Origin of the sequence: Streptomyces sp. NPDC091279, from assembly GCF_044757465.1 — a bacterium.
Taxonomy (GTDB): Bacteria; Actinomycetota; Actinomycetes; order Streptomycetales; family Streptomycetaceae; genus Streptomyces.
Genome location: NZ_JBIVVA010000020.1, coordinates 112,550 through 120,293, shown reverse-complemented (window position 1 = coordinate 120,293; position 7,744 = coordinate 112,550). Strand labels below are relative to the sequence as shown.

The following is a 7,744-nucleotide window of genomic DNA, read 5'->3' as shown; positions in this document are numbered from 1 at the left end:
TCCCGCACTGCCAACGGGCCCGCCGCCGGAGTGCCGTTCCCTCCGGAGCCCCCCGCAACCCGGGCCACGGAAGCGGAACGCCCCTCTCCCTCCGCCCCTCGGGCCTCCCCGTCCGGCAGCGCGTCGGACGTCTCCGCAGCGCGGGACGCACCCGGCAGGTCGGCGGCAGGGGCGCCGTTCCGTAGAGGCACCGCCCCTACGGCACCGTCACCCGGGCCCCCGACCGCAGAACCGGAACGCCCGCCCGCGCCCGGCAGCACATCCCCTACTGGCGGCGGGCCCGCCGCCGGAGTGCCGTTCCCTCCCGGGCCCCCGGGCGTGGAAACGGAGCGTCCGTCCCCGTTGCTCTCTTCGGTCTCCCCGCCCATCAGTGCATCCCCCCTCCCCGGTCCGGCCGTGGCAGCTGTGTCGTTCTCTGTGGGGACGCCTCTGGCCGTATCGGCGTATGACACGTGGGCGGCGGAATTGTCGGGAGGGGCTGCCGTGGCTCGTTCGGTCGCTGCTGTGAGGAGGGCGTCGAAGGACTCGGTGGCGTCGCCCGCGCGGAGGGCGAGGAGGCCGGTGAGGGCGTTGTCGGGGGCGGCGGTGGCGGCGAGGCGGCGGGCCCGGTCGGCGTCGCCTGACTGCCAGGCGGCGGTGGCGGCGCGGGCGCGCAGCCGGGCCTGGAGGGCCGGGTCGGGGCAGAGGTCGGCGGCGCGTTCGAGGAGGGCGCGAGCCAGGCTGGGGCGCCCGTCCGCGTCGGCCTGGCGGGCGGCGGCGCCCAGTTCGGCAGCGAGCCGGGCGCTCGGGCCGAGGGCACCGGCGCCCCGGTGCCAGGAACGCCGGGGCCGCTCGCCCTCGGCGTTCAGGACGCGGGCGAGCAGCCGGTGGGCGTCGCGCCGGTCGGCCGGGGACGCGGCCTCGTAGGCGGCGACGCGGGTCCAGGCGTCGCGGAAGACGACGCCGCCTGGCCCGGCGTGCGCGAGGCCGGCGTGGTCGGCGGCCTCCAGCGGGCGGGTGTCGAGCGAGGCGGCGGCGGTGGCCCGCAGGAAGGCGTGGGTGGCGAACGGGTACTGGTCGGCGGCCGCGAGCAGGAGCAGGAAGCGGGTGTCGTCCGGGAGCGCGCGGAGCTGTGCGCGGTGCGCCCGCAGCAGGGCGGGGGCCTGCTCGGCGGGTTCCGTGGGCAGCGGGTCGAGCCCGGCGGACTGCCGTTCGGTGAGCAGCGGGACGAGTTCGGCGGCGGCGCGCGGATCGCCGTAGACGGTGTGCAGGAGCCGGACCCGGACGCCCTCGGGGAGGGTACGCGACAGGCGCCGCCAGGCTTCTGCGGGCGGCGGTGGCGCAATGCCGTCGAGAAGTGGGGGGTTCACCGGGGTCACCACAGAACTGACGTTACTGGCGAGTTAATTGACCCGTAAAGACCGGCGATCTCACCGATGCGCCGCGCGTAGACCGGTCCGACACTCCTGGCGAACCCCCACACCGTTCCAGGAGGCACCATGCAGCGTCGTACGCGTCGGGTCGCCACCGCCCTCACGGGCGTGGCCGCATCGCTCCTGCTGTCCGTGTCGCTCGCCGCCACCCCCGCCCAGGCGGCGACCCACGACCCCATCATCTTCGTGCACGGACTGAGCGGCTCGGCCGCCGGCTGGGACGACTGGGTCGGCTACTTCGAGGCCGACGGCTACTCCGCCGCCCAGCTGGACGCGTGGTCCTACGACTGGAAGCAGTCGAACGTGACGACGGCCCGGCAACTGGCCACCGAGGTCAAGAACGTGCTGGCGAGGACCGGCGCCTCGAAGGTCGACCTCGTCGCGCACTCGATGGGCGCGATGTCGGCCCGCTATTACCTGAAGAACCTCGGCGGCACGTCGTATGTCGACGACTTCGTCTCGACGGCGGGCGTCAACCACGGGACGGCGACGGCGTCGCTCTGCACGTGGCTCTACACGTCCTGCGGCGAGATGACCCCGGGCAGTTCCTTCCTGACCGCGCTGAACTCGGGCGACGAGACCCCGGGCGCCGTCTCCTACGCGGCGTACTGGTCCGAGTGCGACGAGGCGCTCACCCCTCACTCCACGGCGCTCCTGAGCGGTGCCACCAACGTCGACGTCGGGTGCGTGTCGCACACCAATATGAACAACGACCAGGGCATCTACGAGCAGGTGCGGGACTTCCTCGGCTGACCGGGCGCGCGGGGCCCGGTCGGGGGACAATCGCGGTACGGCCGGTCCTGCCAGGGAGGTCCCCATGCCGCGAAGGTCCACCGGCGCCGCGAGGACGGCGCGGGGCCCCGTGCACCATCCGGTGTTCGCCCGCTCCTACCTCCGCGCGAGCGTGGCCGCCGACACCCGGCTCGGCGTGGCGGCGCTGCGCGATCGGCTGCTGGCCGGGCTGTCCGGCCGGGTCGTCGAGATCGGCGCGGGCAACGGCCTGAACTTCGCCCGCTACCCGGGCACGGTCACGGAGGTCGTGGCGATCGAGCCGGAGACCTCGCTGCGGGCGGCGGCGGCCGAGGCGGCGACGCGCTGCCCGGTCCCGGTCGACGTGGTGCCGGGCCTCGCGGAGGAGCTGCCGGTCAGGAGCGGCGCCTTCGACGCGGCCGTGCTGTCGCTGGTGCTGTGCAGCGTGCGGGACCTGCCCCGGACGCTGCGCGAGGTGCGCCGGGTGCTGCGGCCGGGCGGCGTCGTGCGGTTCCTGGAACACGGCCGGGGCGGCGGGCCGGCGATGACCCTCACCCAGCGCGTCCTGGACCGCACGCTGTGGCCCGCGGTGGCCGGCAACTGCCATCTGGCCCGGCAGCCGGTCGCCGCGCTGCGCGACGCGGGGTTCGAACTGGGCCCCTACCGACGGCTGTTGGTCCCCGAGCAGGGCCTGCGGCTGCCCACCTCGTACTGCGTGCTGGGAACGGCGTGGCGGCCGACCGGGGTTGACACCTGAGCCGCCGCCCTGAACCGCCTCGGTCCGGCAACTCGCCCGAGCTGTCCGGCCGTTCGGATGCTGAAGTGCCCCCGTCGCTCAGATGGTCCAGTGGCGCAGTTCGGCGGCGATGTCGTGGACGGTGGTCTGGCCGTTCTTGACCAGCCGGGCCAGATCGCGGACCTGCGCGGGCGAGGTGGCGACCTTGAGGCCGCTGGCGACCAGGTACCCGTAGGCGACGGCCGACGCGAACAGGGCGTTGGAGCGCTCCAACGCCGGGACATGGATGAGGAGTTGGAGCAGGGCGGCGGCGCGGGTGTGCGGGGTGTCGTATACGGGGACGTCGAATATCTCGGCCTCGTGCCGGGCGACGGCGGCGACCAGGGCGCCCCAGTCGGAGACCTGGGGGTCACCCGGGGTCTTCTGTTCGGCGACCATGAGGAGCCAGGCGAGGTCGATTCCGAGGGCGCTCAAGGGTCAGCGGCGACCTTCGCGCGGGCCAGGGCGGTGCCCCTCGGCCTCGCTGCCGAACTCCTCGGCGAAGACGGACTCGTACTGCTTCATGAAGTCCGCGGCGGCCTCCACGAAGGTGTGGCCCAGCTCCCCGGTGTCCTGTCTGACCAGCTCTTCGATATAGCGGTTGACGCTGATGCCCCGGGCCAGCGCGCGTTCGCGGGCGGCGCGGGCCGTGCCCTCGTCCACTCTCACGTTCAGCTGGGTCTTCGCCATACCTCGAAGCTAGCGCAATACCGCTAGCACGGGCAAGGCCGTCTTCTGGCCGGTGCGGGGTCCGGGAGAGGATCGGCGGGTCCGCACCTCGGATTCGAGCAGGGAGATCCCATGCCGCGACCGTTCCGCTTCGGCGTCAACCTGACCGTGCCCGCCCCGGCCGCCGCGTGGCGCGCCAAGTGCCGCCGCGCGGAGCGGCTCGGCTACGACGTGATCCTCGTCCCCGACCATCTCGGCATGGTCGCGCCGTTCCCCGCGCTGGTCGCGGCGGCGGAGGCGACCGAGCGGCCGAGGGTCGGCACGTTCGTGCTCAACGCGGGTTTCTGGAACCCCACGTTGCTCGCCCGCGAGGTGACGACGGTCGACGCGCTGACCGGCGGGCGCCTCGACCTGGGGCTCGGCACCGGGTACGTGGCGGCGGAGCACGACGCGGCGGGACTGCCGTTCGGCTCGCCGCGTGAACGGGTGGACCATCTGACGCGCACCGTCGAGGAGTTGGGGCGGCTGCGCGGCGCCGAGCCGCGGGTGCCGCTGCTGATCGGCGGCAACGGCGACCGGATGCTGCGGCTGACCGCCGAGCACGCCGACATCGCCGCGTTCACCGGCGCGAAGTCCGTCCCCGGCGACAGGACAGGGAAGTTGACGGTGATCACGCCCGACGCGCTGGACGAACGAGTGTCCCGTTACCGCGAGTTGGCCACGCCCCGTGCGGAACCCGCCGAGTTGAACCTGTTGATCCAGACCGTCATCGAGTCCGACGACCCCGAGAGCGCCGTCCGCCCGTTCGTCGAGCAGGTGCCGGGGCTGACGACGGAGGCGGCGCTGGAGCTGCCGGTGCTGCTGGTCGGGACCCGGGAGGAGATCGTCGCGCAGGTGCTGGCGCGCCGGGAGCGGTACGGGTTCTCGTATCTGACGGTGCTGGAGCCGTCGATGGAGGCGTTCGCGCCGGTGGTGGCGGAGCTGGCCGGGCGCTGACCGTCCGGATGCTGGAATTCCGGGTGCGGGACGCGGGGCCGGTGCTGGGATCACCCCATGGACGAACTGCGCATCCGGGCCGCCGGGCCCGCCGATCTGGACACCGTGCTCGCCTTCTGGAAGGCGGCGGCCGAGGGAACGAGCATCAGCGACGACCGGGCGGGGGTGGAGCGGCTGGTGGAGCGCGACCCCGGGGCGCTGATCCTGGCGGAGCAGGGCGGTGAGCTGGTCGGCACGGTGATCGCCGGGTTCGACGGCTGGCGCTGCCATCTGTACCGGCTGGCGGTGGCCCCCGAGCGGCGGCGCCGGGGCATCGGATCGGCGCTGCTCGCGGCGGCGGAGGTACGGTTCACGGGGCTCGGCGGGCGGCGGGCCGACGCGATGGTCCTCACCCGCAACGACACCGCCCACCACGCGTGGGGCGCGGCCGGGTACGGGCCCGAGGAGCAGTGGCGGCGCTGGGTGAAGCCGCTGACCGGCTGAAGGGCCGTGGTGGGAGCTTTCTGAAGGCCCTTTGCGGATACTTTACGATTGGAGGATCATTGCGCCCCCTCTGGTGACGGGGCGCTCCGGTCCTCCATGAAAGGTGTGAGCGTCCGCCCATGGGCGAACCTCCCAGTAGCAACCGCGGCGCACGACATCGCGCGGTCCTTCCCACCCTGTCCGATCATGGGACGGAGGTGACCCGATGACCGAAGTGCTCCTCCTGCTGGTGGCGATCCTGCTGTCGCTCGCCTGCGGCGCCTTCGTCGCCGCCGAGTTCTCGCTCACCACGGTCCAGCGCAGCGACCTCGAACAGGCAGCCGAACGCGGTGAGCGCGGCGCCGAGGGTGCCCTCAAAGCCGTTCGGAACCTGACGTTCCAGCTGTCCGGTGCCCAGCTCGGCATCACCGTGACCAACCTCGTCGTCGGCATGCTCGCCGAGCCCTCGATCGCGAAGCTGATCGCCGGGCCGCTGGAGTCGGCCGGGATTCCGGCCTCGACGGCGTCGACGCTGGCGCTGGTGCTCGGCACCGCGCTGTCGACGGTGTTCCTGATGGTCGTCGGCGAGCTGGTGCCGAAGAACTGGGCGATCTCCGCGCCGCTGGCGGTCGCCAAGCGGGTGGGCAACGCGCAGCGCTTCTTCAGCGCGGCCTTCCGGCCGTTCATCTCGCATCTGAACAACACCGCGAACCACGTGGTGCGCCGGTTCGGCGTGGAGCCCACCGAGGAGCTGGCCGCCGCGCGCGGGCCGCAGGAGCTGGCCGCGCTGGCCCGGCACTCCGCCAAGGAGGGCGCCCTGGAGGCGGACACCGCCGAGCTGTTCGTGCGCACCCTGAACCTCGCCGACCTGACCGCCGAGAACGTGATGACCCCGCGCGTCCAGGTCATGGCCCTGGACGCCCAGGCGACCTGCGAGGACGTGGCGAACGCGACCCGGGCGACCGGTCTGTCCCGGTTCCCCGTCTACCGCGGCAACCTCGACTCCGTGGTGGGGGTCGCGCACATCAAGGACGTGCTGGCGGTCCCCGCCGAACGCCGCGCGCGCGTGCCGGTCTCCGAGATCACGCGCGAGCCGCTGTTCGTGCCGGAGACGCTCACCGTGGACCGGCTCCTCGACCGGCTGTCCGGGCAGCGCACCATGGCCGTCGTCATCGACGAGTACGGCGGCACGGCCGGGGTGGCGACCCTTGAGGACATCGTCGAGGAGGTCGTCGGCGAGGTGCGGGACGAGCACGACCCGCACGAGACACCGGGGCTGGCCCCGGCCGGACACGACGACGCGGGCCACGCGCTGTTCTCGGCGGACGGCGCGACCCGCGTCGACCAGCTCGCCCGGGTCGGCCTGCGCGCCCCCGAGGGGCCCTACGAGACGCTGGCGGGCCTGGTCGCGACGGAACTGGGCCGCATCCCCGCCGCCGGGGACAGCGTGACCGTCACCGGCTGGCGGCTCGACGTGGTGGACGACTCCGGACGCCGCGCCGCCCGCGTCCTGATGCACGCGCCGCCGCACACCGCCGACAGCAAGGGCGACGACAGCGGCGACCTGGCCGACGCGGCCCGTGAGGGGAACTCCCAGTGACCGCCGTACAGCTTCTGATCGGGCTCGCGACCCTGGTCGTGAACGCGTTCTTCGTCGGCGCCGAGTTCGCCCTGATCTCGGTGCGCCGCAGCCAGATCGAACCGCACGCGGAGGAGGGCGACCGGCGTGCGGTGAGCGTGCTGTGGGGTCTGCAACACGTGTCCGCCCTGATGGCGGCGGCCCAGCTCGGCATCACCCTGTGCACGCTGGTGCTCGGTGTGGTCGCCGAACCCGCGATCGCGCACCTCCTGGAACCGGCGTTCCACGCGGTGGGCGTGGCGACGAGCGCCGGGCACGCGGTGTCCTTCGTGATCGCGCTGGCCCTGGCGACCTATCTGCACATGCTGCTCGGCGAGATGGTGCCCAAGAACATCGCGCTCGCCGAACCGGTGCGCAGCGCGCTGCTCCTCGGCCCGCCGCTGGTGGCCCTGTCGCGGGCGCTTCGGCCGGTGATCTTCGCGGTCAACGCCTTCGCGAACACCCTGCTGAAACTGTTGCGCGTGGAGGTGAAGGACGAGGTCACGGCGGCCTTCTCGGACGCCGAGCTGGCCCGTCTGGTCCAGGACTCCGGCGAGGCGGGGCTGATCGACGACCGCGCGCTGGAGCGGCTGCACGACGCGCTGGAACTGGGCCGCCGCCCGGTGCGCGATGTGGTGCTGCCGTTGGAACGTGTCGTCTACGCGCGCGTGGGCGTCACCGCGGAGGAGCTGGAGCGGCTCTCGGCGCAGTCCGGGTTCTCCCGTTTCCCGGTGGTGGACGAGACCCGGCGGATCGTCGGCTATCTGCACGTGAAGGACGCGCTGGACGCCTCGCCCCGGGACGTGCCGTTCCGGGTGCGGGACATGCGGCCGATCGCGAGCGTGCGGGCCGGTACGCCGCTGGACGACGTCCTGACCGCGATGCGCCGCAGCCGCACCCACCTGGCCGCCGTGCTCGGCGACGACGGTCGCCTCTCCGGCCTGGTGACCATGGAGGACGTCCTCCAGGAACTGTTCGGCCAGCGGGCCTGACCGGTCCGCACCGGCGCCCCCGGGGCACTCCCCCGCGGGCGCCGGTCCCGACCGACCGGCGGGTATGGAG

At 73.4% G+C, this 7,744-nt stretch carries 8 protein-coding genes and 1 pseudogene; 6 read left to right on the top strand and 3 right to left on the bottom strand.

The annotated features are described in order from the left end of the window. A pseudogene (locus ACIQOU_RS35215) lies at nucleotides 1-1,349 on the bottom strand (LuxR family transcriptional regulator); the annotation flags it as partial. A 129-nt stretch (nucleotides 1,350-1,478) separates the two neighbouring features. On the opposite strand from ACIQOU_RS35215, the gene ACIQOU_RS35210 reads away from it, so the two are divergent. After that, nucleotides 1,479-2,165: an esterase/lipase family protein gene (locus ACIQOU_RS35210; RefSeq protein ID WP_401544145.1), complete on the top strand. Its 687-nt coding sequence runs from the start codon at nucleotides 1,479-1,481 to the stop codon at nucleotides 2,163-2,165. A 64-nt stretch (nucleotides 2,166-2,229) separates the two neighbouring features. After that, nucleotides 2,230-2,919 carry a class I SAM-dependent methyltransferase gene (locus ACIQOU_RS35205; RefSeq protein WP_401544143.1) on the top strand — a complete coding sequence of 230 codons (690 nt, stop codon included), beginning with the start codon at nucleotides 2,230-2,232 and terminating at the stop codon, nucleotides 2,917-2,919. Between the two features lie 78 nt (nucleotides 2,920-2,997). On the opposite strand, the gene ACIQOU_RS35200 is transcribed toward ACIQOU_RS35205, so the two are convergent. Together ACIQOU_RS35200 and ACIQOU_RS35195 are read right to left on the bottom strand one after the other, a co-directional pair. Then, nucleotides 2,998-3,372: a fic family toxin-antitoxin system, toxin component gene (locus tag ACIQOU_RS35200; RefSeq protein ID WP_401544140.1), complete on the bottom strand. Its 375-nt coding sequence runs from the start codon at nucleotides 3,370-3,372 to the stop codon at nucleotides 2,998-3,000. Between the two features lie 3 nt (nucleotides 3,373-3,375). Beyond that, a complete protein-coding gene (locus ACIQOU_RS35195; protein ID WP_401544138.1) occupies nucleotides 3,376-3,627 on the bottom strand; it encodes an antitoxin in 252 nt (83 codons plus the stop codon). Between the two features lie 111 nt (nucleotides 3,628-3,738). Between ACIQOU_RS35195 and ACIQOU_RS35190 the strand changes: the two genes are divergently transcribed. The 4 genes from ACIQOU_RS35190 to ACIQOU_RS35175 all read left to right on the top strand — a co-directional run bounded on the left by ACIQOU_RS35190 (nucleotide 3,739) and on the right by ACIQOU_RS35175 (nucleotide 7,674). After that, entirely contained in the window at nucleotides 3,739-4,602 is an 864-nt protein-coding gene (locus ACIQOU_RS35190; protein WP_401544135.1) for an LLM class F420-dependent oxidoreductase, read from the top strand. Nucleotides 4,603-4,659: 57 nt separating this feature from the next. Next, entirely contained in the window at nucleotides 4,660-5,085 is a 426-nt protein-coding gene (locus tag ACIQOU_RS35185) for a GNAT family N-acetyltransferase (protein WP_401544132.1), read from the top strand. Between the two features lie 205 nt (nucleotides 5,086-5,290). After that, nucleotides 5,291-6,664 (top strand): hemolysin family protein, encoded by a 1,374-nt coding sequence (locus tag ACIQOU_RS35180; protein ID WP_401544129.1) that lies wholly within the window; start codon nucleotides 5,291-5,293, stop codon nucleotides 6,662-6,664. Continuing rightward, nucleotides 6,661-7,674: a hemolysin family protein gene (locus ACIQOU_RS35175; protein ID WP_401544127.1), complete on the top strand. Its 1,014-nt coding sequence runs from the start codon at nucleotides 6,661-6,663 to the stop codon at nucleotides 7,672-7,674. Before ACIQOU_RS35180 ends, ACIQOU_RS35175 begins: the two co-directional genes overlap by 4 nt. The last annotated feature ends 70 nt before the right edge of the window (nucleotides 7,675-7,744 follow it).

Coding starts and splice junctions, on each gene's coding strand:
- ACIQOU_RS35210 (WP_401544145.1), top strand. CDS start 1,479: ATGCAGCGTCGTACGCGTCGGGTCGCCACCGCCCTCACGGGCGTGGCC.
- ACIQOU_RS35205 (WP_401544143.1), top strand. CDS start 2,230: ATGCCGCGAAGGTCCACCGGCGCCGCGAGGACGGCGCGGGGCCCCGTG.
- ACIQOU_RS35195 (WP_401544138.1), bottom strand. CDS start 3,627: ATGGCGAAGACCCAGCTGAACGTGAGAGTGGACGAGGGCACGGCCCGC.
- ACIQOU_RS35190 (WP_401544135.1), top strand. CDS start 3,739: ATGCCGCGACCGTTCCGCTTCGGCGTCAACCTGACCGTGCCCGCCCCG.
- ACIQOU_RS35185 (WP_401544132.1), top strand. CDS start 4,660: ATGGACGAACTGCGCATCCGGGCCGCCGGGCCCGCCGATCTGGACACC.
- ACIQOU_RS35180 (WP_401544129.1), top strand. CDS start 5,291: ATGACCGAAGTGCTCCTCCTGCTGGTGGCGATCCTGCTGTCGCTCGCC.